The organism is Sinorhizobium sp. NG07B, from assembly GCF_002532005.1.
Taxonomy (GTDB): Bacteria; Pseudomonadota; Alphaproteobacteria; order Rhizobiales; family Rhizobiaceae; genus Sinorhizobium; species Sinorhizobium fredii_C.
Map to the genome: position 1 here is coordinate 256,380 of NZ_NWTD01000006.1, position 24,188 is coordinate 280,567.

Below are 24,188 nucleotides of genomic sequence, written 5' to 3' on the forward strand. Positions count from 1 at the left end.
GGCGGCATGGCGGCTAACGAAGCATGCGAATACCCCTCCCCAGCCCGTCCCCACAAGGGGGAGAGGAACTCTTTGCCGCACCCTCCCCTCCTCGCCGTCAGCCTCTGTGCTCGACGCAAGTCTGGAATGACAGGCGATCGCCGCGGGCGCCTAGCCCCTTCCCCTTGTAGGGAGGGGTTGAGGAGGGGTTTCAGCCACGAACCGAGACCGCATCGCGATCGAACCAAGGGCGTCACTTCGCATGCTCTATGACATCAACCTGAAGATCACCTACGGCTACGAAGTTCCGGTGAGCGGCGGTCGCCATCTGGTGCGGGTGTTGCCCGCCTCGATTCCCGGCCGCCAGCGCCTCATAGCGGGCTCCGTCACATTCCAGCCCACCCCCGGCGAGCGATCGGAGAGCGTCGACTTTTTCGCCAACGCCACCACCTCCATCCTGTTCCGCTCCATGCACGAGCACCTGGTCATTCGCATGCAGGCGCGCGTGCAGGCCGAGGCGACGGCGCTCACCGCCGATTTCTCGCCGCCTCTCGCCGGCCTGCCCCTGCAACTCGCCTCCTGCTGGTCCGTCGATGCCGAGTCGCCGCACCATTTCATCGGCCCGAGCCCGCTGCTGCCGGAAGCGTCGGAAATCGCCGCCTATGCGCGCGAGATCGCCGCGGAGAACATGACGGTTCGCCAGATCGGCATCGCCATCTGCGAGCGCATCCACCGCGATTTCGCCTATGATGCCGAAGCGACGACGGTGACGACGACGCCGGCCGAAGCCTTCAAGCTGAAGCGCGGCGTCTGCCAGGACTTCACCCATGTGATGATCGTGGCGCTGCGCAGCCTAGGCATTCCCGCCGGCTATGTCAGCGGATTCCTCAGGACCCTGCCGCCCCCTGGCAAGGAGCGGCTGGAAGGAGCGGACGCCATGCATGCCTGGGTCCGCTTCTGGTGCGGCACAACCGGTGGCTGGATGGAGCTCGACCCGACCAACAATATTCCGGCAGGCACCGACCATATCGTCGTCGGCCACGGGCGCGACTATGGCGACGTGGCGCCGGTCATCGGTGTCCTGAAAAGCTACGGCAGCCATACCACCGAACAGGCCGTCGACGTCATTCCGGTGGAATGACCGAAACTGGCACGCTTCGTGCCGTTTTCACACAGATAAAGGCAAATCCACGCTTGCCGGCGCCCCACAGAAAGCATGGGCTTTGCGGCGGTTCGTTAAGATTGCAGCGATTGCTTGAACGGGACGGTAACGCATCATCCACTAGTGTCATAGGCGACAGGCTACAACGTGTGGGGGTGCAGCATGGGAAGACGGTCCACTATCGGCCAATCCTTCATGAAGATGCTGAAGGATCGGGGCGGCAATTTCGGCATGATGACGGCGGTCGCTGCGCCGCTGCTTCTCGCGGCCGGCGGCGTGTCCATCGACATGGCCAATATGCTGATGACGAAGAACCAGCTGCAGGACGCGACCGATGCGGCCGCTCTTGCGGCGGCGTCTGCGCTCGTTTCCGAGGAACAGCCGAGCATCGCAGAAGCCAAGGAACTCGCCCGCAAATTCCTGAAAACCCAGGGCGGCGGCACCACGACGCCGGATACTCCGGCCGACAGCGGCGATGGAACTCCGACCGGCACTCAATCGTCGACTCCAACATGGGACGACGTCAACACGCTCGAGGTGAATATCACCGAGACGCCGAACGGCACGAAGGGAAAAATCTTCCAGGTGACCGTCGTCAACAAGCGAGTCATCGAATTCAACGCCATGACGCGGCTGCTCGGGACGGATTCGGTCGAGCTCGAAGCGAGTTCCACGGCGGAAAGCGCGACCGAGAGCAAGAACGCGCTGTCGATGTATCTGGTTCTCGACCGATCCGGCTCGATGGCATGGAAGACGAACACCATCAACACGACAAAGAAGAGCTGCCCCAACTATACCGAAGCGACCTGGAGCAAGTACCCTTACCTGAAGGCGACCAGCCCGTGCTACGTCACCAAGATCGACGCCCTGAAGACTGCAGTGAGCGACCTGCTGGCGCAATTGCTGGTCGCCGATCCGGATCAGATCTACGTTCGTACCGCTGCGGTCTCCTATAACTCCGTACAGGATGCCGCCGGAACACTCGCCTGGGGTACGAGCGGCGCCGCAAGCTATGTCAATGCGCTCGTCGCAACCGGGGGCACGGCCTCGGCCGGCGCTTTCAAGACCGCCTACCAAAAGGTCATTGCGGAGACGGAAAACACGACACACGCCGCCAAGAATGGCCAGGTGCCGTCGAAATACCTCGTCTTCATGACCGACGGCGAGAACAACTACGCCAATGACGACACGGTCACCAAGCAATGGTGCGACACCGCCAAGGCCAACAAAGTCGAGATCTATAGCGTCGCATTCATGGCGCCGCAGCGCGGCCAGGAACTGCTGAGATATTGCGCCTCGTCCGCCTCGCATTATTTCGAGGCCGAGGAAGTCACCGACCTCGTCGCGGCCTTCCAGGCGATCGGCGAGCGCGCCGCAGCAGTGGTTTCCCGCCTCACGAAGTGAGCGACACCGGCGGGCAGGCTGCTTTGGTCGGACCGGAGCCCACCGCTGTCCCCCCCTCCCCATGCCGTTCGGCCTTGCCGGATGGCATTTTTCGTGCTGCGAACCTATTGAAATAGAAGCCTAAGTACATCCGTACCCGGCGTAGAAACGATCTAATCCATTTAAAAACAGCTGTTGCAAGCGCTTCGGATCGATGCATAAATGCCCTGTTCCCGGCCGCTTCGGCCTGCGGTTTCCTGAAATGCAACAAGGGTTTGACAGTTCTCATGATGAATCGGCTCTCCACCAACGAACTGCCGCAGCCGGCCCTGAGATCCTCCGAACCCGGCCAGCTCGCCGTCGAGATTCTCGAGCGCCTGAAATACCGCATCGGCAAGGATCCGAAGGTCGCCAAGCCGCACGACTGGCTGACCGCCGCCATTCTGGTGGCCCGCGACCGGATCACCGACAAGTGGATGGAGTCGACGCGCAAGACCTATGCCACCGGGGCGAAGCGGGTCTACTACCTTTCCCTCGAATTCCTCATCGGTCGCCTGATGCGCGACGCGATGACCAATATCGGTCTGATGGACGAGATGCGTGACGCGCTCGCCTCGCTCGGCGTCGATATCGATGTGGTCGCGCAGCTCGAGCCCGACGCCGCGCTCGGCAATGGCGGCCTCGGGCGCCTTGCGGCCTGCTTCATGGAATCTATGGCGACGGTCGACGTCCCCGCCTATGGCTACGGCATCCGCTACATGCACGGCCTGTTCCGCCAGCAGATGGCCGATGGCTGGCAGGTCGAACTGCCAGAAACCTGGCTGGCGCATGGCAATCCCTGGGAATTCGAACGGCGCGAGAGCTCCTACGAGATCGGCTACGGCGGGAGCGTCGAAACGGTCAATATCGACGAGGAAGTTCAGCGCTACGTCTGGAAGCCGGCGGAACGGGTGATCGCCACCGCCTTCGACACGCCGGCGGTCGGCTGGCGGGCGAAGCGCGTCAACACGCTGCGGCTCTGGGCCGCACAGCCGATCGACCCGATCCTGCTCGACGCCTTCAATGCCGGCGACCATATCGGTGCGCTGCGCGAGAGCAACAAGGCGGAGTCGCTGACCCGCGTGCTCTATCCGGCCGATGCAACGCCCGCCGGCCAGGAATTGCGCCTCCGGCAGGAATATTTCTTCTCCTCCGCCTCGCTGCAGGACATTCTGCGCCGGCATCTGCAGCAATATCCGGACTTCACGTCGTTGCCGGATGCGGTTGCCATCCAGCTCAACGATACCCATCCGGCCGTATCCGTGGCGGAACTGGTGCGGCTCTTGACCGACGTCCACGGGCTTGGCTTCGAAGAGGCCTGGGACATCACCCGGCGGACTTTCGCCTATACCAACCACACGCTGCTGCCGGAGGCGCTCGAAAGCTGGCCGGTGCCGCTCTTCGAGCGGCTGCTGCCGCGCCACATGCAGATCGTCTACGCCATCAATGCGAAGGTCCTCATCGAGGCGCGCCGGCAGAAGCATGCGGCCGACGAGGAGATCCGCTCGATCTCGCTGATCGACGAAACGGGCGAGCGACGGGTACGGATGGGCAATCTCGCCTTTGTCGGCTCGCACTCCATCAACGGCGTCTCGGCACTGCATACAGAGCTGATGAAGGAAACGGTGTTTGCCAACCTGCACCGCCTTTATCCGGACCGCATCAACAACAAGACCAACGGCATCACGCCGCGCCGCTGGTTGATGCAGTGCAATCCCGGCCTTTTCGCGCTGATCCGCGAAGCGATCGGCGACGAGTTCATGGACAATACCGAAGCGCTGCAGGCGCTCGACGCCTTCGCCGACAAGGCGGATTTCCAGGAGCACTTCGCCGCCGTCAAGCGTGCCAACAAGGTTCGGCTGGCGAAGCTGGTCCAGGGAACCCTCGGCATCAGGCTCGACCCTTCGGCGATGTTCGACATCCAGATCAAGCGCATCCATGAGTACAAGCGGCAATTTCTCAACGTCATCGAGGCCGTGGCGCTCTACGATCAGATCCGCTCGCACCCGGAACTCGATTGGGTGCCGCGCGTCAAGCTGTTCGCCGGTAAGGCGGCGCCGAGCTACCACCACGCCAAGCTGATCATCAAGCTCGCCAACGATGTCGCCCGCGTCATCAACAACGACCCGGCAGTGCGCGGTCTCCTGAAGATCGTCTTCGTCCCCAACTATAACGTCTCACTTGCCGAGGTGATGGTTCCGGCCGCCGATCTCTCCGAGCAGATCTCGACCGCCGGCATGGAGGCGTCCGGCACCGGCAACATGAAGTTCGGCCTCAATGGCGCGCTCACCATCGGTACGCTCGACGGCGCCAATGTGGAGATGCGCGACTGGGTCGGCGAGGAGAACATCAAGATCTTCGGCATGACCGCCGATGAAGTGGCGAAGGCAAGGGCCGAGGGGCACAACCCGCGGGCCATCATCGAGGGGTCGCGCGAGCTGTCGCAGGCGCTCGCGGCAATCGCCTCCGGCGTCTTCTCGCCGGACGACCGCAACCGGTTCGCCGGCCTCGTCGACGGTCTCTACAACCATGACTGGTTCATGGTCGCCGCCGATTTCGAAGCCTACGCAAAGGCGCAGCGCGAAGTCGACCAGCTCTGGACGACCCCGTCCGACTGGTATTCGAAGACGATCCGCAACACGGCGCGCATGGGCTGGTTTTCATCCGACCGCACGATCCGGCAATATGCCGGTGAGATCTGGAGAGCTGGATGACCTCACCGCCCGGCAAGGACGAAACGCCAGCTGCGTCAGGCTTCCTGCCGGCGCAGGAGATCGAGGCAATACTTTCCGGCACCCACAGCGACCCCTTTGCCGTTCTCGGCGTGCATGCATCCGGCAAAAGCTATGTGGCACGATGCTTCATCCCCGGCGCAGAAACGGTGGTCGCGGAGACACTCTCCGGCAGCGAAATCGGAGCACTTCACCGGCGAGACGATGCCGGCTTCTTCGAAGGTCCCGTCTCGCTCCGCAAGGAGCAGCCGGTCCGCTACCGCGCCCGCAACAAGGGCGGCGAATGGATCGTCGTCGATCCATACAGTTTCGGTCCCGTCCTCGGACCGATGGACGACTATTACATCCGCGAAGGCTCGCACCTCAGGCTCTTCGACAGGATGGGGGCCCATCCGATCTCACATGACGGCGCCGAAGGCTTCCACTTCGCCGTCTGGGCACCGAATGCCCGGCGCGTGTCGGTCGTCGGCAGCTTCAACGAGTGGGACGGGCGCCGGCACGTCATGCGGCTGCGGACCGATACCGGCATCTGGGAGATCTTCATCCCCGGCGTGCCGATCGGCGCCCCTTACAAATACGAGATCCTCGGCAAGGACGGCACGCTGCTGCCGCTAAAGGCGGATCCTTTCGCCCGGCGCTCGGAACTGCGCCCTGATACCGCATCGGTAACGGCAGCTGAGATCGTCCAGGTCTGGGAGGACGAGGCGCATCGGCAGCACTGGGAAGAGGTCGATCCGCGCCGCCAGCCGATTGCGATCTATGAGGTCCATGCCAGTTCGTGGCAGCGCCGCGACAATGGCGATATGCTCACCTGGGACGAACTGGCAGAGCGGCTCATCCCCTATTGCGCCGACATGGGTTTCACCCATATCGAATTCCTGCCGATCTCCGAGTTTCCCTACGACCCGTCCTGGGGTTACCAGACCACCGGGCTTTTTTCACCAACCGCCCGCTTCGGCGAGCCGGAGGGCTTTGCCCGTTTCGTCAATGGCTGCCACAAGGTCGGCATCGGTGTCATCCTCGACTGGGTGCCGGCACATTTTCCGACCGACGAGCATGGCCTGCGCTGGTTCGACGGCACGGCGCTCTACGAGCACGAGGACCCGCGCCAGGGCTTCCACCCCGACTGGAACACGGCGATCTACAATTTCGGCCGCGAGGAGGTCGCCGCCTATCTCGTCAACAACGCCCTCTACTGGGCCGAGAAGTTCCATGTCGACGGCCTGCGCGTCGATGCGGTCGCCTCGATGCTCTATCTCGACTATTCGCGCAAGCATGGCGAATGGGTGCCGAACGAGTATGGCGGCAATGAAAATCTCGAGGCGGTCCGCTTTCTGCAGACGATGAACTCCCGTCTCTACGGCATTCATCAGGGCGTGATGACGATCGCCGAGGAGTCGACCTCCTGGCCGAAAGTCTCCCATCCTGTCCACACCGGCGGACTCGGCTTCGGCTTCAAGTGGAACATGGGCTTCATGCACGACACGCTTCAATATCTGTCGCGCGAGCCGGTGCACCGCAAGTTCCACCACAACGACATGACCTTCGGGCTGCTCTACGCCTTCAGCGAGAATTTCGTCCTGCCGCTGTCGCATGACGAGGTCGTGCACGGCAAGGGATCGCTGATCGCCAAGATGGCCGGCGACGATTGGCAGAAGTTCGCCAATCTCAGGGCCTATTACGGTTTCATGTGGGGCTATCCGGGCAAGAAGCTGCTGTTCATGGGGCAGGAATTCGCCCAATGGCGCGAATGGTCGGAAGAGCGCCAGCTCGACTGGAACCTGCTTGAATACCACCTGCACGAAGGCATGCGGCGGCTGGTCCGCGACTTGAACGGCACCTATCGTGCGAAGCCGGCGCTGCATGCGCGCGACTGCGAGGGCGAGGGTTTCGAGTGGCTGATTGCCGACGACCGGGGCAATTCGGTCTTCGCCTGGCTGAGAAAGGCACCGGGCGAGAAGCTGGTCGCCGTCGTCACCAATTTCACCCCCGTCTATCGCGAGGGCTATGACGTGCCGCTGCCGGTGGCAGGACGCTGGAAGGAAATCCTCAACACCGATGCAGAGATCTACGGAGGAAGCGGCAAGGGCAACGGTGGCGCCGTTCTCGCGGAAAAGAAATCGAACGGAAGGACGATGGCCACCATCACGCTGCCGCCCTTGGCGACGCTGATGCTGGAGCAGGATTGAGGAATGGGTCTCGTCGGCACCGCCGGCGGACGGATAGAAAGAAATCATGGGGCCCGCGAGGCGTCGCAGAATGCCGCCGGGCGGTCCTCGAAGAACTGATCTTGGGGAGGACAAATGGTGGAAAAGCGTACTCAACCCCTGGCCCGTGATGCCATGGCCTATGTTCTCGCCGGCGGCCGCGGCAGCCGACTGAAGGAACTAACCGACCGGCGCGCCAAGCCTGCCGTTTATTTCGGCGGTAAGGCGCGCATCATCGATTTCGCACTTTCCAACGCGCTGAATTCCGGTATCCGCCGCATCGGCGTGGCGACGCAGTACAAGGCCCACTCGCTGATCCGGCACCTGCAGCGCGGCTGGAACTTCTTCCGCCCCGAGCGCAACGAGAGCTTCGACATCCTGCCGGCCAGCCAGCGCGTCTCGGAGACGCAATGGTATGAAGGCACCGCCGACGCGGTCTTCCAGAACATCGACATCATCGAGGATCACGGCGTCGAGTACATGGTCATCCTCGCCGGCGACCACATCTACAAGATGGACTACGAGTTGATGCTGCAGCAGCACGTCGATTCCGGCGCCGATGTGACGATCGGCTGCCTCGAAGTGCCGCGCATGGAGGCGACTGGTTTCGGCGTCATGCATGTGGATGACAAGGACCGGATCATCGCCTTCGTCGAGAAGCCGGCCGATCCGCCCGGCATTCCGGGCAACCCGGAGATGGCGCTCGCCTCCATGGGCATCTACGTCTTCCACACCAAGTTCCTGATGGACATGCTGCGCCGCGACGCGGCCGATCCCAAATCGAGCCGCGACTTCGGCAAGGACATCATTCCCTATATCGTCGAGCACGGGAAAGCCGTGGCGCACCGCTTCACCCATTCCTGCGTCCGCTCGGACTTCGAACGCGAGGCCTATTGGCGCGACGTCGGCACCATCGACGCCTATTGGCAGGCGAACATCGACCTCACCCATATCACGCCGGAGCTTGACATCTACGACAGCACCTGGCCGATCTGGACCTTCTCCGAGATCAAGCCGCCGGCGAAATTCGTCCATGACGACGACAATCGCCGCGGTTCGGCGACCTCGTCCCTCGTCTCGGGCGATTGCATCATCTCCGGCGCAACGCTCAACAAGAGCCTGTTGTTCACCGGCGTCCGCATCAATTCATACTCCCGACTCGAAAATGCCGTAGTTCTCCCCGACGTGACGGTCGGGCGGCATTCGATCCTGCGCAATGTCGTCATCGACAGCCGGGTGGTCATCCCGGAAGGGTTGATCGTCGGCGATGATCCGGAGCTCGACGCCAAGCGCTTCCGCCGGACCGAGAACGGCGTCTGCCTGATCACCCAAACGATGATCGACAAGCTGGGAATGTAGGCCGCCGTATGAACATCCTGTCCGTTGCGTCCGAGGTCTACCCGCTGGTCAAGACCGGGGGGCTCGCCGATGTCGTCGGCGCGCTTCCCGCGGCGCTTCTTCCCCATGGCATCCGCACCCGCACCCTCGTGCCCGGCTACCCCGCCGTCCTTCACAAGCTCAAGAAGAAAAAGAAGGTCGGCGGCATCGACAATCTATTCGGCCATCCGGCGACCTTGCTTGCGGCCGAGTTCGACGGACTGGACCTGCTCGTCCTCGATCAACCGGCGCTCTACGATCGCGACGGCGGGCCCTATCTCGATCCGACCGGGCGCGACTATCCGGACAATTTCCGCCGCTTCGCGGCCCTGTCGCTCGCAGCCGCCGAAATCGCCGGCGACGGCGTCGTTTCCGGCTGGAAGCCCGATATCGTCCATGTTCACGACTGGCAGGCGGCGCTGACGCCGGTCTATATGCGCTTCGGCTCGGCCTGGAACATGCCGACCGTGCTGACGATCCACAACATCGCCTTCCAGGGACAGTTCGGCCCTTCGGTGTTCGCCGAGCTCTCTCTGCCGCCCGAGGCGTTCTCGGTGCAACTCGTCGAATATTACGGCGATGTCGGGTTTCTGAAAGGCGGCCTGCAGACGGCGACGGCGATCACCACGGTCAGTCCTTCTTATGCGCACGAAATCCTGACGCCGGAATTCGGCATGGGGATGGAAGGGCTTCTGGCAAGCCGCGCGCCCGATCTGACCGGGATCGTCAACGGCATCGACGTCGACACCTGGAATCCCGAGACGGATCCGCACATTGTCCGCAACTACGGTCCGACGGCGATCAAGCAGCGAGCAGTCAACCGCAAGGCTCTGGAAGAGCGTTTCGGCCTGGATGATAGCCGCGGCCCGATCTTTTGCGTCATCAGCCGGCTCACTTGGCAGAAGGGCATGGACCTCCTGGCCGAAGTGGCCGACGATATCGTCACGCTCGGCGGCAAGCTTATCGTGCTCGGCTCAGGCGACAGCGCGCTCGAGGGGGCGCTCTTGGCGGCTGCCTCGCGCCATCGCGGCCGCATCGGCATGGTCACCGGCTATGACGAGCCGCTGTCGCACCTCATGCAGGCGGGCTCTGACGCGATCCTCATTCCCTCGCGCTTCGAGCCCTGCGGCCTGACGCAGCTCTACGGTCTGCGCTATGGTTGCGTGCCGATCGTCGCCCGCACCGGCGGCCTCACCGACACGGTGATCGACGCCAACGAGGCGGCGCTGTCGGCGAGAGTCGCAACCGGCTTCCAGTTCCGCCCGGTCACCGCCGACGGCCTGCGTCTTGCGATCCGGCGCGCGATGCATGCATACAACGAGCCGAAAGTGTGGGCGCGCCTGCAGCACCAGGGCATGAAGTCCGACGTTTCCTGGGCCAAGAGTGCGGAACGCTACGCTTCGCTCTACTCCGGTCTTCTCGCGAAAGGCTAAGACAGATGATAAAAACCGTCTCCACCAACCCCTATGGCGACCAGAAGCCCGGCACATCGGGCCTCAGGAAGAAGGTTCCGGTCTTCCAGCAGAAGAACTACGCCGAGAACTTCATCCAGTCGATTTTCGATTCGCTCGAAGGCTTCGCGGGAGAAACGCTGGTGATCGGCGGTGACGGCCGCTACTACAACCGCGAAGTCATCCAGAAGGCGATCAAGATGGCGGCGGCGAACGGCTTTGGGCGGGTGCTCGTCGGCCGCGGCGGCATCCTGTCGACGCCGGCCGCCTCGAATGTCATCCGCAAATACAAGGCCTTCGGCGGCATCGTGCTGTCGGCAAGCCACAATCCCGGCGGCCCGACCGAGGATTTCGGCATCAAGTACAATGTCGGCAATGGCGGTCCCGCACCAGAAAAGGTGACGGATGCGATCTTCGCCCGCACCAAGGTGATCGACAGCTACAGGATCGCCGACGTCGGCGACGTCAATCTCGATGTCGAGGGGTCGCAGCAGGTCGAGGACATGACCGTGACGGTCATCGATCCGGTCGCCGACTATGCCGAGCTTATGGAGAGCCTGTTCGACTTCGCGGCGATCCGCAAGTTGATCTCCGGCGGCTTCCGCGTCGTCTTCGACGCGATGAGCGCCGTCACCGGACCCTATGCCAAGGAGATCATCGAGAAACGGCTGGGCGCACCGAAGGGCTCAGTGATGAACTTCATCCCCCTGCCCGACTTCGGCGGCCATCACCCGGACCCGAATCTCGTCCACGCCCGCGCGCTCTACGAGACGATGATGGCACCCGACGCGCCCGATTTCGGCGCCGCCTCCGACGGCGACGGCGACCGCAACCTGATCGTCGGCAAGGGCATTTTCGTCACCCCTTCCGACAGCCTTGCGATCCTGGCCGCCAATGCGCATCTGGCGCCGGGCTACGCCAAGGGCCTTGCCGGCATCGCCCGCTCCATGCCGACGAGCGGTGCTGCCGACCGCGTCGCCGAAAAGCTCGGCATCGGCCTCTACGAGACGCCGACCGGCTGGAAATTCTTCGGCAACCTGCTCGACGAGGGCCTGGCGACGATCTGCGGCGAGGAAAGCGCCGGCACCGGGTCCAACCACGTGCGCGAAAAGGACGGCCTCTGGGCGGTCTTGCTGTGGCTCAACATCCTGGCGGTGCGCAAGGAAAGCGCGCTCGACATCGTCCGCCAGCACTGGTCGACCTATGGCCGCAACTATTATTCGCGCCATGACTATGAGGGCGTCGATTCCGACGCTGCAAACGCCCTGATCGCCGCACTCCGCGAAAAGCTCGCCGGCCTGCCGGGCACGAGCTTCGGCGCGCTGACGGTCGAGGCCGCGGATGATTTCTCCTACAACGATCCGGTCGACAAGTCGGTGAGCAGCAACCAGGGCATCCGCATCCTCTTCAAGGGCGGATCGCGCGTCGTCTTTCGGCTTTCCGGCACCGGTACCTCCGGCGCGACGCTGCGGGTCTATATCGAGCGTTTCGAGCCTGACCCGGCGCGCCACGACCTCGACACCCAGGAAGCCCTTGCCGACCTGATCGCCGTCGCCGACGACATCGCCGAGATCAAGTCGCGCACCCGCCGTGAGGAGCCGAGCGTTATCACCTGAGGAACAGTGCGGCGAGGATCGCGACCCGCGGCCCTTCTCTCTACTGCCCTCAACCCCCTCTGCCCTGCCGGGCATCTCCCCCACAAGGGGGGAGATCGACTCGCGGCAAGCCCATCGCTCCCGCAGGAAAACCGGCAGCCCGAGTCCGGCGACGGGGCACCGGCCGAGCCACATCCAATCTCCCCTTGTGGGGGAGATGCCCGGCAGGACAGAGGGGGTGGACGGGATACAGAATTCAGTTGTGAATCAAAAAGGAACGTGCCGTCATGCCGACGACCGGAATTCCACCCCTCGGCCTGATGCACACGCCTGGCGGGACACGTTTTGCCGTCTGGTCGCACAATGCCGCCCGTATCGAGCTCTGCCTTTTCGACAAGCAGGGCGAAAAGGAATTGCGCCGTCTGCCGATGGCGCGCGATGGCGATGTGCACAGCATCACTCTTGCCGACGTGCCGCCTGGCAGTCGCTATGGCCTACGCGCCGAGGGCGTCCACTCACCCGATCACGGATTGTGGTTCGATCCATCGAAGCTGCTGGTCGATCCCTATGCTATTGAACTCGACCGACCCTTTCTCCACGATCCGCGCCTGACCGTCTTCGGCGAGGAGACCGCCGACCTCGTGCCGAAAGCGATCGTGACCGACGTCAAGGCACTCAACCCGAAGCCGCCATTGTTCCAGCCTGGCGGGCTGATCTACGAGGTCGCGGTCAAGCCGTTCACTATCCTTCATCCGGAGATTTCGGAAAAGAAGCGCGGCACGCTGGCCGCCCTCGCCGAGCCGGTCGTCATCGAGCACCTGCACCGCCTCGGCGTCTCCGCGGTCGAACTGATGCCGATCGTCGCCTGGATCGACGAGCGGCACCTGCCGCCGCTCGGGCTTCACAACGGCTGGGGCTACAACCCGATCGCGCCGATGGCGCTCGATCCGCGCCTGGTTCCAGGCGGCGTCAAGGAACTGCGCAAAACCGTCGAAGCCCTGCACAAGGCCGGCATCGGCGTCATCCTCGATCTCGTCTTCAACCATTCTGGCGAAAGCGACCGCTACGGCGCCACGCTTTCGATGCGCGGGCTCGACAATCTTACCTATTATCGCCATGTCATCGACCAGCCGGGAGAACTTATTAACGACACCGGCTGCGGCAATACCATCGCTTGCGACCACCCGATGGTTCAAAGGCTGATCCTCGATAGCCTGCGTCACTTCGTTCTTGCCGCCGGCGTCGACGGATTCCGCTTCGACCTTGCCTCGATCCTCGGCCGGGATATGAGCGGTTTTCATCGCGACGCAGCACTCTTCTCGGCAATAGCAGCCGATCCCCTGCTGTCGGACCGCGTACTCGTCGCCGAGCCCTGGGACACCGGTCCCGGCGGCTATCAGCTCGGCAATTTCCCTGAAGGCTTCCTCGAATGGAACGATCGGGCGCGCGACGATATCCGCCGCTATTGGCGCGGCGACCGGCATGCTGTGGGCGCGCTCGCCACAGCGCTTGCCGGCTCCTCCGACACGTTTTCGCGCTGGGGCGAGACGAGAACACGCACCGTCAATTTCATCGCCGCCCATGACGGCTTCACGCTTTGCGACCTCGTCTCCTACGCGCGCAAGCACAACGAGGCGAATGGCGAAAGCAATCGCGACGGGCACAACGAGAACTACGCCTGGAACAACGGTGCCGAAGGCCCGACCGACGATCCGGAGGTCGTGACGGCCCGGCGGAGCGATGCCATGGCGCTCCTCGGCAGCCTCTTCGCCTCGCGCGGAACGATCATGCTGGCGGCAGGCGACGAAGGCAGCCGCAGCCAGCACGGCAACAACAACGCCTATGCGCAGGACAACGCGATCACCTGGCTCGACTGGGAAAAGCTCGACCAAAAACTCGTCGACCACACGGCCGCGCTCTCCGCCATGCGCCGCCGCTTCGGCATCTTCGCCGAGACGTCATTCTTCACCGGACAAGGCGACGTCGCCTGGCTTCGCCTCGACGGTCACCCGATGACGGTCGAGGATTGGGAACATCCGGCAACCGACAACCTGACCATGGTTTTGGCGACCGAGGATCGGCAGCAGCAGCGCTCGACCCGGCTCGCCGTCGTCATCAACCGCAGCCATGCGCCCCATCCCTTCAGCCCGCCCACCAGCCTCGTCGGCGAATGGCGCGATGCCCTCTCGGGTGCTAGGCTGCCGGCCTTCGCTCCGGCGCGCTCGGTCAGCTTCTTCGTCGAGGTTTTCTAAAGTTTTACCGCCACTTGCTAGAAATTGCCCGGCCGGCCTATAGATCGATAGGGAGGCCGCTGGTTCAGGACAAACAAATGCCGCAAGACATTTCACTTTCCGACGTCAAGAATCTGATCGGCAAAGAAATCGGCGTGTCCGACTGGATCACCGTTTCCCAAAAGACAATCGACAATTTTGCCGAAGCGACGGGCGACTTCCAGTTCATTCACATCGATCCCGAGCGCGCGGCCGCCGAGACGCCCTTCGGCGGCACGATTGCGCACGGCTTCCTGTCGCTCTCGCTGCTCTCGGCGATGAACTACAATTGCCTGCCGAAGATCCGCGAGCAGACGATGGGCATCAACTACGGCTTCGACAAGGTGCGCTTCATGGCGCCGGTCAAGAGCGGCGCGCGGGTGCGCGGCCGCTTCAGCATGGCCGACGCCCGCTTCCGCGGCGCCGGCATGCTGATGATCACCTATGACGCGACCGTGGAAATCGAGGGCGAGCGCAAGCCGGCGCTGACGGCGGTGTGGCAGACGATCATCCAGTTCGACCCGAAGGACCGGCCGGCGGATGTCTGACGAGCCAACTTTATGCGCCAATGACGAGGAACGCCGCAAGTTGCCCCTCTCCTCGTGTTTAACCCGGGGACTAGCCCTCTGCCCGTAGCGACGGGGAGACGGGACTGGCGCCGGCGCGGAACAGTCCTTCGCCCCGCCTGCGGGGAGAAGGTGGCGGCAGCCGGATGAGGGGCGAACATCGGAAAAAAAGAAAAAGCGGCAGATCGCTCCGCCGCTTCCGATGCTCTTTTCAATGCGCCGCGTCTTCAGCGCCTTCCGAAAGCAGGCCGAAGACGAAGGGGGCGAACGACCGCCAGCACTCGAGGCGGAACGTATCCTCCGCCGTGCGGAGGAGAACGATCTCGGCCTTGCCGAAGATGGTGCGCGAGCAGGCGCCGACCGGGAAGAGGCCGAGCGACAGGTCCTGCGGGCAACCGCTGTTGATGGCCACTTCCGCGCCTGGTCCGCTGACGATGACCGCCGTGTTGCGGTGCGACACGTCGACCGCGGAATGCAGGGTACCGCTCTGGGCGGCAGCGCCCATCAGGTCGGCGCCGTCCTCGTCGATCACCAGCCACTCGTCCGGACCGAGCCAGAGCGCGTGGCGCTTGGCCGTCGATGCCGAGGTCTTCGGCCGCGTCGGGAGCGTCACCCCGAGAGCGGCCGAGAGGGCCGGCACCGCGTCCTTGCCGGCGCGCAGGGATATCCGCGAGGCGGTTGCCGCCGGCGTGAGGATCGCCGCGTGCGAGCCGCCCCTGAGGCCGGCGAGCGGAGCTTTGCGAATTGCCTGGTCAGCCATGGAGGCGACCTCCTTCCTTGTCAAAGAACACCGTGTCGCTCACTTCGACCGCAATCGTCCGGTCGGCCATCGGCACGTAGAGCGTCTGGCCGAGGCGCGCCTGTCCGCCGGCGACGACGGCCAGCGCGATCGAGCGGCCGCAATTCGACGACCAGTAGGACGAGGTCACATGACCGAGCATGGTCATGGGTTTCGGCTCGTTCGGATCGGCGACGATCTGCGCGCCTTCCTCCAGCACCACCTTCGGATCCTTGGTGAGCAGGCCGACGAGCTGCTTGCGGCCATCCTTGACGAGATCGGGTCGCTTCAGGCCGCGAATACCGACGAAGTCCGGCTTCTTCTTCGACACCGCCCAGGAAACACCGGCGTCATGCGGCGTGAGGGTGCCGTCGGTGTCCTGGCCGACGATGATGTAGCCCTTCTCGGCGCGCAGAACGTGCATCGTCTCCGTCCCGTAGGCGCAGGCGCCCATCGGCTCGGCCCGGGCCCAGATCGCCTCCCAAACCGCCTGGCCGTAATCCGCCGGGACGTTGACCTCGAAGCCGAGCTCGCCGGTGAACGACATGCGGAAGAGCCTGGTCGGAACACCGCAGATCCGCCCTTCGGCGACGCTCATATGCGGGAAGGCTTCGTTCGAAAGATCGATGCCCTCGACGAGCGGCGCGATGATCTCGCGCGCCTTCGGTCCCTGCACGGCGATGACGGCCCATTGCTCCGTCGTCGAGGTCAGCCACACCTTGAGATGCGGGAACTCCGTCTGGAGATAGTCTTCCATGTGCTGCAGGACGCGCGGCGCGCCGCCGGTCGTCGTCGTCACGTGGAAGCGATCCTCGGCGAGCCGGCCCACCACGCCGTCGTCATAGACGAAGCCATCGTCGCGCAGCATGATGCCGTAGCGGCACCGGCCGGGCTTCAGGTTGTCCCACGCGTTGGTATACATCAGGTTCAGGAACTGGGCTGCATCGGGGCCGACGACCTCGATCTTGCCGAGCGTCGAGGCGTCGAAGACGCCGGCAACGTCGCGGACGGTCTTGCACTCGCGGGCGACGGCGTCATGCATGCTCTCACCGGCTTTCGGATAGAACCAGGCGCGCTTCCAGTTGCCGACATCCTCGAACTCGGCGCCCTGCGCCTCCTCCCAGGCATGCATCGGCGTCTTGCGGGCCGGATCGAACAGGCTGCCGCGCGAATGGTTTACGATCGCGCCGAAGGTAACCGGAGTATAGGGCTGGCGGAAGGTCGTCAGCCCCACCTCGGGGATCCCCTTGCCGAGCGCTTCCGCGGCGATCGCGAGCCCGTGCATGTTGGAGAGCTTGCCCTGGTCGGAGGCCATGCCGTTCGTGGTGAAGCGCTTGATATGCTCGACAGAGTGCATGCCCTCGCGCACGGCCAGGCGAATGTCCTTGGCGCAGACGTCGTGCTGGAAATCGATGAAGGCCTTGACCGTCGTATCGGGCCCCGCCCCTTCGGCCGCCCCGATCATGCCACCGGTCCATTCGAAGGCGTTCTGACCGGTGAGCGTTACCTGCGCACCACCTTCTGCGCCGGAGGCCCGCGCCGCCAGCTCGCCGGCGGCAAGCGCCTCGTCGATCGTCGCCTGGAGATCGTCGGTGCCGTTGCATGCGCCGATCGACAGGCAGTCCTGCGCATAAGTGCCCGGCAGGAAGCGCTCGGTCTCCGCATCAAACTTCACCTTGCCGCGCGACTGCGAGAAGAGGTGCACCGAGGGTGTCCAGCCGGCCGAGACGAGCAGCGCATCGACGGCGATCTTGCGTGCCCCGCTGCCGCCATTGCGGGCGACGGCGATCGAGGCGATCCGCAGCTTCCCCGTCGTGTTGACGACGGAGTGCCCCTTGAGCACCTCGATGCCGAGCTCTCTCGCCTTTTCCAGCACCGCTTCGCCCGGTTTTTCGCGGCAATCGACGAGGACCGGAACCGCGACGCCGGCCTTCTTGAGGTCGAAGGCGGCCTCGTAGGCGGAATCATGCGCGGTGTAAATGCCGACCTTCTTGCCGACGGCAACGCCGAAATGGTTGAGGAAGGTGCGGCCGGCCGAGGCCAGCAGGATGCCCGGCCGGTCATTGTTGGCGAACACCATGTGGCGCTCGATCGCGCCGTTGGCGAGGATCACCTTCTTGGCGCGCACCTGCCAGAGCCGCTCCCGCGGCAGCGCCTTGTCAGGCGAGGCGAGATGGTCGGTCACCCGCTCGACCAGTCCGACGAAATTGTGGTTGTAGTAACCGAAGGCCGTCGTGCGCGCCAGCACGGTGACGTTGTCCATGCCGGCAAGCGCCCTGCCGGTCTCCTGGGCCCAGTTGTAACCGGGTTTGCCGTCGATGGTCGTGCCGCTGTCATAACGTAGCGCGCCGCCTACATCCGGCTGCTCGTCGCAGAGGATCACTTTCGCCCCCGCCTTTGCCGCGGCGAGCGCGGCCGCGAGACCGGCAACGCCGGCGCCGACCACCAGCACGTCGCAATGGGCATAGCGGCTCGCATAATGATCCGGATCGGGCTCGGTCGGCGCCACGCCGAGGCCGGCTGCCCGGCGGATGAAGGGCTCGTAGAGCGCGTGCCACGCCGCCTTCGGCCACATGAAGGTCTTGTAGTAGAAGCCGGCGGCGAAGAAGGGCGACAGGAGATCGTTGAAGCCGCCGACGTCGAAGGCAAGAGACGGCCAGCGGTTCTGCGACGCGACCTTCATGCCGTCGAACACTTCCTGCACGGTGGCGCGCACGTTCGGCTGGCGGCGGGCCGCATCGCGCGAGACGTCGAGAAGCGCATTCGGCTCCTCGGCGCCGGCCGAAAGGATGCCGCGCGGGCGGTGATACTTGAACGAACGGCCGACGAGATGGATGTCGTTGGCGATCAGCGCCGAGGCGACCGTATCGCCCTCGAGCGCCGTCAGCGTGCGACCGTCGAAGCTGAAGCGTGCGGTGCGGGCCGGCGTCAGGCGCCCCGCACCGGAAATGCGATTGACCCCGCTCATTGGGCTGCTCCTTCCAGGGCCTCGTAGGTTTCGACCGTCGCGCTCGTCTCGGGCGCCGCGTCGAGATTGGGCTTCGGCTCGCCGGCCTTGTAGGTCGTCAGGAACCGGTCGCTGACCGTATCGCGGGCGGCGTTGAAAAACCGGCCGCAGCCGTGGATGTGGCGCCATCTCTCGAAGATCACGCCCTTCGGGTTGTCGCGCAGGAAGAAATAGGCCTCGAATTCTTCGTCGCTGATCTCGGCGATGTTGGTCGGACGGGCGATGTGGGCATCACCGCCGTTGCGGAATTCGAGCTCCGAGCGCTCTTCCTCGCAATAGGGGCAGTAAATCAGAAGCATCTGGTAATTCCTCGCGTTAGAGCGCCGCGTCTTCCCGGGAAGGCGCAAAGGTCGCTCTATCCTTCAACTCTAGTGCGCAACGGCGGCGGCAGCCGCCTCGTCGATGAGCCGCCCGGTGCGGAAGCGCTCGAGCGTCAGCCCGGCGGCGAGCCGGTGCGGCTCCCCGCGTGCGATCAGATGGGCGAAGAGATTGGCCGAACCCGGCGTCGCTTTGAAGCCGCCCGTGCCCCAGCCGGCATTGAGGTAAAGCCCCGGCACCGGCGTCACCCCCTGAATCGGCGAGCGGTCCTGGGTCACGTCGACGATGCCGCCCCATTGCCGCATCATCTTGACGCGGCGGAACATCGGGAAGAGCTCGCAGATCGCGTCGAGCGTATGGGTGATGATCTGCAGGCCGCCGGTCTGCGAATAGGAATTGTACTGGTCGGTACCGGCGCCGATGACGAACTCGCCCTTGTCGGACTGCGAAATATAGGCATGCACCGAGTTCGACATCACCACGCAGGGGAAGATCGGCTTCAGCGGCTCGGAGACCAGCGCCTGCAGCGGCTGGCTCTGCAGCGGCACGCGCACATCCGCCATCTGCATCAGCACCGAACTGTGGCCGGCGGCGGAAATGCCGATCTTCTTCGCGCCGATGAAGCCGCGATTGGTGTCGACGCCGGTAACGCGGCCGGTTTCGTCGCGGCGGATGCCGGTCACTTCGCAATTCTGGATGATGTGCACGCCCCGGTCGGACGCTCCACGCGCATAGCCCCAGGCGACCGCATCGTGACGCGCCGTGCCTCCGCGGCGCTGCAGTGCCGCACCGTTGATCGGGTAGCGGGCGGTCTTGGCAATATCGAGCGGCGGACAATAGGCCTTTGCCTGTTCCGGCGTCAGCCACTCGTTGTCGATGCCGTAGAGCCGGTTGGCATTGATATGCCGCTTGAAGGACTGCTGGTCGTGGATGTTGTGCGACAGCATCATCACGCCGCGCGGCGAGTACATGACGTTATAGTTCAGGTCCTGCGACAGGTTCTCCCAGAGCTTCAACGAATGCTCGTAGATATCCATGCTCTCTTCATAGAGATAGTTGGACCGGATGATCGTCGTGTTGCGGCCGGTATTGCCGCCGCCGATCCATCCCTTTTCAAGCACGGCGACATTGGTGATGCCGTGCTCCTTGGCGAGATAATAGGCTGCCCCAAGGCCATGCCCCCCGCCGCCGATGATGATCACATCATAGTGCGGGCGTGGCTCCGGCGAGGCCCAGTGGGGGCCCCAGCCCTTGTGGCCGCGCAGTGCCTCACGCGCCACGGCGAAAACAGAATATTTGCGCATCCGCCTGCTACTCCATGAACCCCGAAAATACGTTCTGTCGGCGTTAGAAATCGCAAATCCGGTGACGGCGCAACGTTTCTTTTGCGACGCGATCCGGCGGACTTGGTCGGACTTGCGACATGGGCGACAAGCATTCGAGGCGCAAGCCCTCCTTCTGTCCCGCTGTGGCGCATTTTTGCCGGCAGCGATGCTCTCGCCGCTGGACTTTCGGCCCGTCATCTGGTATCCGCTCCTCTAATCGTAGAGCTTTCGGCTCGGCGAACGTAGACTTATTGCCTCCCAAACCTGATGGTGAGGCTGCCAACTCGAACAAAGGAACGGGATTCACGTGCAGGTACTTGTCCGCGATAACAATGTCGATCAGGCGCTTCGCGCACTCAAGAAGAAGATGCAGCGCGAAGGCATTTTCCGCGAAATGAAGATGCGTGACTTCTACGAAAAGCCGTCCCAGAAGCGTGCGCGCGAAAAGGCCGAGGCTGTCCGCCGCGTTCGCAAGCTGGCTCGCAAGCGCGCGCAGCGTGAAGGCCTCCTGGCCCGCTGATTGGTCGTTTTTTCGACGCTTTCCAATGTAAATCGTGGCGGGGGCGAGGCATCGCCGCCGCCATTTTGATATGGACACCCTGTCCGTCGGCAGTTTAGCGTGACTGCCGCATCAGTTGGCGACGGTCAGCCGCCCGGAAATAGGCCGGTCGGTTCATCCGAGGCGCTCATTGAGCCCCGGAGCCCCGCGCCTTCGCCGCTCTCCGTAAAGGAAAGCACTGGGACCTGTCGCTTGAGGGATCGACTTTGACACTTGCTGCCATGACTGCGGACGTCTCCGGTTTCACCTTTCAAGAGGCGCACCGCCGCCGCCAGCGCAATCCGAAGCTTGCTGCCATGCTGATACTCGGCTCGGCTCTGCTGCTTGCCGGATGCCAGACCGACAACGCCTCCGAATCGATGATCCGCGTCGAGCGGAAGCAGGGCTCGGAAGAAAACATCGCGTCGCTGTCGAGCGTCATCGCCTCCAATCCGAGCGACCCGGAAGCCTATAATGTGCGTGGTTCGGCCTATGGCCGCGCCGGCGAATTCCGCCGGGCGCTTGCCGATTTCGACCAGGCGATCAAGCTCAACCCGAGCTTCTACCAGGCCTATGCCAACCGCGGGCTCGTCCATCGCAACATGGGCGACCAGCAGGCGGCGCTTGCCGACTACAATGCGGCGCTCCAGCTCAATCCGAATTACGACGTCGCCTATATCGGCCGCGGCAATCTCTATCGCCAGGCCAACCAGTTGGACCCTGCCCTCAACGATTTCAGCAAGGCGATCCAGCTCGACACCACCGATCCCCGCGCCTACCACAATCGCGGCCTGATCTATCAGGCGCGCAATGATCACGCCAAGGCGATCGAGGATTTCTCGACGGCGATCTCGCTGTCGCCGAGCTCGGCCGAGCCCTATAACGGCCGCGGCATTTCCTATGCGGCGCAAGGCGACGACGACAACGCCTTCTCGGATTTCAACACAGCCATCAACCTCAACGGCAAGCTCGCAGAATCCTGGGCAAACCAGGCGCTGATCTACGAGCGTCGCGGCGAGAAGGCCAAGGCGCAGAAGTCCTATTCGCACGCGCTGCAGCTCGATCCGAAATATGAGCCGGCCCGCGCCGGGCTGGAGCGCGTCAAGGCAATGTCCTGAGGTCGCTCCCTCGCTAATTTCAGACGCCCGTGGCGATGCCGCGGGCGTTTTCTTTGTGGAATGCCGATCTGGGTAGCACCGGCAGATTGCGGAACCATCAGGGGTTCTATCCGTTTGACCAGAGCTTCCAAACGGAGATCTGAGCCATGATCAGACACATTGTCATCGCGGCGGCCGCCCTTGCGGCCCTTTCAGGAACGGCGCCCGCCCAGAACTATATGGCGCTCGGTCGCCTGACCTGCGGCTCCGAGGGCGGCACGGGGCTCATCGTCACCTCCACCAAAAACCTGATGTGCACCTTCAAGCCTGCGGATGGATCGCCAGGAGCCGTCTATGCCGGCAGGATCACCAAGATCGGCATCGACATTGGCTCGACCGGCAAGACCGTCATGGTCTGGGACGTGCTGGCGAAGACCGGCACGCCTTTCACCGAGTATGCGCTGGCCGGCGAATATACCGGTCTCGGTGCCGATGCGAGCTTCGCCGTCGGCGGCGGCGCAAAGGTTATCGCCGGCGGCACCAACAAGGCCTTCATGCTGCAGCCGATCAATGTCCAGGTCCAGGAGGGCCTGAACGTCGCGCTTGGCATTGATCATCTGATTTTGGCGCCGGCGGGCTGACCGAACACCCAGATACTGCTGGGGGCCCGTCGCGGGCCCCCAGCAGGTTCACGCCTCCCGCAGCCCCCTCGACTGAAACCCCCGCCGACTTGCGCGCGACGGCAAGGCGCGCCACTGTGCTGCTGATCGCCGGGCGAAACCGGCGCGACAGTACGACGGGATAGAGGATGAAGGACCAGGCAATCCGCGACATCGTTCTATGGATGTCGGACGAGGCAATTCGCGGGCTCAAGGAACAGGACCTTCTTGCGGGCTTCTGCGACCGTTGCCATGCTGCCGGCGTTCACGTCGACCGCGCGCTCGGGCTGATCGACACGCTCCACCCGGAATTCGAGGGTCGCGCCTTCCAGTGGAACAGAGAAAGCGATGAAGTGCCGGACGTTCTGCACTACGGCTCGACGACCAGCGGCGAGGCACTGGCGAACTGGCAGCGCTCTCTCTTCTTCCACATGCTCCAGGCAGACGAAACAGAACGCCGCATTCGCCTTGCGCAGGAGCGAGACATCCCCTTCACCACCCTCGACACGCTCAAGTCCGAGGGACACACCGACTGTGTCGGCTTCATCCACCGCTTCACCGACCGCGGCCGGGTAGGCCAGATGGATTGCTTTTACTCCCACTGGGCGACGAAGAGACGTGCAGGCTTCAGCGACGAGGACCTTGACGTGCTCCGGACGCTGGTGCCGACGCTTGCGCTCGCCGTGAAGGCGGCCTCCTGCGTCCGCATCATCGGCACGCTCGCAGACGTCTATCTCGGCCAGGACGCCGGGCGGCGCGTGGTCGAGGGCAGCATCGAACGGGGGGCGGCCGAGCGCATCGAGGCGGTCATGTGGTTCTCGGACCTGCGCAACTACACGCGCATCGCCGAGAGCATTGCGCCGGAGGAGGTCATTCCCTTCCTCAACGACTATTCCGGTACGGTGATCACGGCAATCGAGGAGCATGGCGGCAGCGTACTGAAACTGATCGGCGACGGCGTCCTCGCGATTTTCAACGGCCGCCAGCCGGCCGATGCCTGCAATGCGGCGATCGCCGCCGAGCGGCAACTGCGCGTCATGCTCGCCGAGCTGAACGAGCAACGGCTCGGGGAAGGAAAGCCGACCACCGACGTGTATCTCGGCCTGCATATCGGCGAGGTCTTCTACGGAAACATCGGCAGCCGGAACAGGCTCGACTTCACCGTGGTCGGCCCGGCCGTCAACGAGGTGAGCCGCATTGTTTCGATGTGTCGCTCGGTGGAACGGCACCTCATCATGTCTTCGGAGTTCATCGAGGCCTCTCCGGCCGCCCATCGCGCCAACGCCGTTTCGCTCGGCCGCTTCGCGCTTCGCGGCGTCGCAAGAGCGAAGGAACTGTTCACCTGGGATCCGGAGATCGCCGGCGCGCCAGAGCCGGACTGACCATTTCGAGCCGGAGCATCGCCCTTGCCTACAAGTGGGAAGGCTTCGGCACTTGCTGCGGAAAGCGTTTCAATCCTGGAGATCGAAGGTTTTTTGGAAGACCTGCAGCTCGTGACGGCGACACGGCTTGCCTGCTGCGAGAGGTAGAAATCCGCGCGTCGGCGAGGCTTGTGCCGGCTGTAGCGGGGGTTGCGCGGGGAGGCGAACGCAAAAAGGCCCGCGCTTGGCGGGCCGTTTTGAGGACTATTTGGTTGCGGGGGCAGGATTTGAACCTGCGGCCTTCAGGTTATGAGCCTGACGAGCTACCGGGCTGCTCCACCCCG

General features: G+C 63.8%; 17 protein-coding genes. 13 read left to right on the top strand and 4 right to left on the bottom strand.

Features of this window, described 5'->3' with window-relative positions; all coding sequences use genetic code 11:
* The first annotated feature begins 241 nt into the window (after positions 1–241).
* From CO664_RS20960 to CO664_RS21000, 9 genes are all read left to right on the top strand, one after another.
* Positions 242–1,120, top strand: a complete 879-nt coding sequence (locus CO664_RS20960) for a transglutaminase family protein (protein WP_037420317.1) — start codon at positions 242–244, stop codon at positions 1,118–1,120.
* 183 nt (positions 1,121–1,303) lie between these two features.
* The gene (locus CO664_RS20965; protein WP_097539782.1) at positions 1,304–2,545 is read left to right on the top strand and encodes a VWA domain-containing protein; all 1,242 of its coding nucleotides are present in this window, start codon (positions 1,304–1,306) and stop codon (positions 2,543–2,545) included.
* Positions 2,546–2,814: 269 nt separating this feature from the next.
* Positions 2,815–5,277, top strand: a complete 2,463-nt coding sequence (locus CO664_RS20970; protein WP_176536636.1) for a glycogen/starch/alpha-glucan phosphorylase — start codon at positions 2,815–2,817, stop codon at positions 5,275–5,277.
* Entirely contained in the window at positions 5,274–7,484 is a 2,211-nt protein-coding gene (gene glgB, locus CO664_RS20975; RefSeq protein ID WP_037420322.1) for a 1,4-alpha-glucan branching protein GlgB, read from the top strand. The genes CO664_RS20970 and glgB overlap by 4 nt, the downstream gene beginning before the upstream one ends.
* A 114-nt stretch (positions 7,485–7,598) precedes the next feature.
* The gene (gene glgC, locus CO664_RS20980; RefSeq protein WP_037420325.1) at positions 7,599–8,861 is read left to right on the top strand and encodes a glucose-1-phosphate adenylyltransferase; all 1,263 of its coding nucleotides are present in this window, start codon (positions 7,599–7,601) and stop codon (positions 8,859–8,861) included.
* 8 nt (positions 8,862–8,869) lie between these two features.
* Positions 8,870–10,312 (top strand): glycogen synthase GlgA, encoded by a 1,443-nt coding sequence (gene glgA, locus CO664_RS20985; protein WP_097539784.1) that lies wholly within the window; start codon positions 8,870–8,872, stop codon positions 10,310–10,312.
* A gap of 5 nt (positions 10,313–10,317) precedes the next feature.
* Positions 10,318–11,946, top strand: a complete 1,629-nt coding sequence (locus CO664_RS20990) for an alpha-D-glucose phosphate-specific phosphoglucomutase (RefSeq protein WP_097539785.1) — start codon at positions 10,318–10,320, stop codon at positions 11,944–11,946.
* A gap of 266 nt (positions 11,947–12,212) precedes the next feature.
* Positions 12,213–14,177 (top strand): glycogen debranching protein GlgX, encoded by a 1,965-nt coding sequence (gene glgX / locus CO664_RS20995; protein ID WP_097539786.1) that lies wholly within the window; start codon positions 12,213–12,215, stop codon positions 14,175–14,177.
* A 77-nt stretch (positions 14,178–14,254) separates the two neighbouring features.
* Positions 14,255–14,743: a MaoC family dehydratase gene (locus tag CO664_RS21000; protein WP_097526704.1), complete on the top strand. Its 489-nt coding sequence runs from the start codon at positions 14,255–14,257 to the stop codon at positions 14,741–14,743.
* 229 nt (positions 14,744–14,972) lie between these two features.
* Here CO664_RS21000 and CO664_RS21005 read toward each other — a convergent pair whose 3' ends face one another.
* The 4 genes from CO664_RS21005 to CO664_RS21020 form a co-directional block, all read right to left on the bottom strand.
* Entirely contained in the window at positions 14,973–15,521 is a 549-nt protein-coding gene (locus CO664_RS21005; protein WP_097539787.1) for a sarcosine oxidase subunit gamma, read from the bottom strand.
* The gene (locus CO664_RS21010) at positions 15,514–18,507 is read right to left on the bottom strand and encodes a sarcosine oxidase subunit alpha (protein WP_097539788.1); all 2,994 of its coding nucleotides are present in this window, start codon (positions 18,505–18,507) and stop codon (positions 15,514–15,516) included. Before CO664_RS21010 ends, CO664_RS21005 begins: the two co-directional genes overlap by 8 nt.
* A complete protein-coding gene (locus CO664_RS21015; RefSeq protein WP_037389331.1) occupies positions 18,504–18,845 on the bottom strand; it encodes a sarcosine oxidase subunit delta in 342 nt (113 codons plus the stop codon). The genes CO664_RS21010 and CO664_RS21015 overlap by 4 nt, the downstream gene beginning before the upstream one ends.
* Before the next feature lie 69 nt (positions 18,846–18,914).
* Positions 18,915–20,168: a sarcosine oxidase subunit beta family protein gene (locus CO664_RS21020; RefSeq protein ID WP_037420346.1), complete on the bottom strand. Its 1,254-nt coding sequence runs from the start codon at positions 20,166–20,168 to the stop codon at positions 18,915–18,917.
* 328 nt (positions 20,169–20,496) lie between these two features.
* Here CO664_RS21020 and rpsU point away from each other — a divergent pair, with 328 nt between their 5' ends.
* The 4 genes from rpsU to CO664_RS21045 all read left to right on the top strand — a co-directional run bounded on the left by rpsU (position 20,497) and on the right by CO664_RS21045 (position 23,865).
* On the top strand, positions 20,497–20,709 hold the full coding sequence (rpsU, locus tag CO664_RS21030) for a 30S ribosomal protein S21 (RefSeq protein WP_012709405.1): 213 nt from the start codon (positions 20,497–20,499) through the stop codon (positions 20,707–20,709).
* Positions 20,710–20,954: 245 nt separating this feature from the next.
* Positions 20,955–21,845: a tetratricopeptide repeat protein gene (locus tag CO664_RS21035; RefSeq protein ID WP_037420349.1), complete on the top strand. Its 891-nt coding sequence runs from the start codon at positions 20,955–20,957 to the stop codon at positions 21,843–21,845.
* A 146-nt stretch (positions 21,846–21,991) separates the two neighbouring features.
* Positions 21,992–22,465, top strand: a complete 474-nt coding sequence (locus CO664_RS21040; protein WP_097526707.1) for a DUF992 domain-containing protein — start codon at positions 21,992–21,994, stop codon at positions 22,463–22,465.
* Between the two features lie 167 nt (positions 22,466–22,632).
* On the top strand, positions 22,633–23,865 hold the full coding sequence (locus CO664_RS21045; protein ID WP_037420355.1) for an adenylate/guanylate cyclase domain-containing protein: 1,233 nt from the start codon (positions 22,633–22,635) through the stop codon (positions 23,863–23,865).
* Positions 23,866–24,188 lie beyond the last annotated feature (323 nt).